The sequence below is a fragment of the Treponema sp. R6D11 genome (assembly GCF_054786075.1).
This window is the reverse complement of the sequence record NZ_BDHD01000352.1, coordinates 1-1,297: the sequence shown is the minus strand read 5'-3', so window position 1 is coordinate 1,297 and position 1,297 is coordinate 1. Positions and strand designations below refer to the sequence as shown.

At 48.1% G+C, this 1,297-nt stretch carries 1 protein-coding gene and 1 pseudogene; one reads left to right on the top strand and one right to left on the bottom strand.

Annotated elements, in window-relative coordinates; translation table 11 throughout:
- Positions 1–268 (top strand): annotated as a pseudogene (locus ACYVTD_RS13050) (ribose-phosphate diphosphokinase); the annotation flags it as partial.
- Positions 269–378: 110 nt separating this feature from the next.
- Here ACYVTD_RS13050 and ACYVTD_RS13045 read toward each other — a convergent pair.
- On the bottom strand, positions 379–1,218 hold the full coding sequence (locus ACYVTD_RS13045; protein WP_461248175.1) for a leucine-rich repeat domain-containing protein: 840 nt from the start codon (positions 1,216–1,218) through the stop codon (positions 379–381).
- Positions 1,219–1,297 lie beyond the last annotated feature (79 nt).

Sequence of the window (1,297 nt, the reverse complement as noted above, 5' to 3'; positions counted from 1 at the left end):
CAAAGATATTAACGTCATTGCCGTACACGCGCTTTTTTCCCCTCCCGCCATAGAAAAACTTGACGCGCTTTTTAAAGAAGGACTGTTAAACCGCTTGGTTGTGACAGATACCGTATCCTGCGGCAGTTACAAAGAAAAATTTCCAAAACTGGAAATTGTACAATCGGCGGAAATTGCGGCGGGAATTATCAAAGCGGTTATAAACAATGAATCTATGGGGAAACTTTTACAGCCTTTTAACGCCGGGGAGTATTTGGGCGGAAAATGATATGCTGTTTCCAGTGGAATACTTCGCTTACAGGAAGGAAAGCGTAACTCGGCAAATAGTGGTTAGAAGACAGCATTTCGCTTTCTCTAACCACTAGCTTACATTTTTACCTACTGTTTCGTCCACGTTGTGCTTGTCGTGTTTGTCCTCGTGTACGTTCCTATTCCTCCTTCGGTGTACGCTGTCTGCAAGGATGTTGTGTTGTCTTCGTCAATGAACACAGTGATGCCGAGGGAAGTGTCCGCTCTGGCAAACATTACGCTGGTAAGAGCGTCGCAGCCGTGAAAGGCGTAATCACCGATGCTTTGAACGACGGCTGGTATGACGGCGCTGCTCAGTTTGCTCCTCATAAAAACCCTGTCCTTGATGCTGGTAACTGTGGAGGGTATGGCGGCGTCGGTAAGGTTAGTGCAGTCGGAAAAAGCGCCGCTCCCGATGACGGTAACGCCTTCGGGGATGGTAACGCTGGTAAGGCTGGCGCGGTAAAAAGCATAATCCCCAATGCTGGTAACGTCGGCGGGAATGGCGACACTGGTAAGGTTGGAGCAGCCTTGAAAAGCGTCGCTCCCTATGATGATAAGGTCGGATGGTAAAGTGACGCTGTCAAACTTGCATTGGGAAAAAGCGTAATTCCCGATGCTGGTGACGCCGTCAGGTATGGTGACGCTGGCAAGGTTGAAGCAGCCGTTAAAAGCGTAATTTGCGATGCTTTGAATGCCGTCGGGTATGATAACACCGGTAAGGGTGGTGCAATCGGTAAAGGCACTTTGATCGATTATGGTAAGGGGACTTCCAGAAAGGTCAAGGCTAACATATTTGGCGCTGTTTTGTTTCAGCACGTAACCGGCGAAACCGGAAGCGTTGGAGTGCCCGAGGTTACTCACGTTCAGCGGGACAGTATACGCTGTGTCGTCTAAAGAGGAAATAAAAATAATACGGTGTTTCCGCACGGACAGACCTATCCCACGGCTTTGACCAACATGAAAAAAATACACAAAAAAGCGGAATTAAATTACTTGTATAACTGCC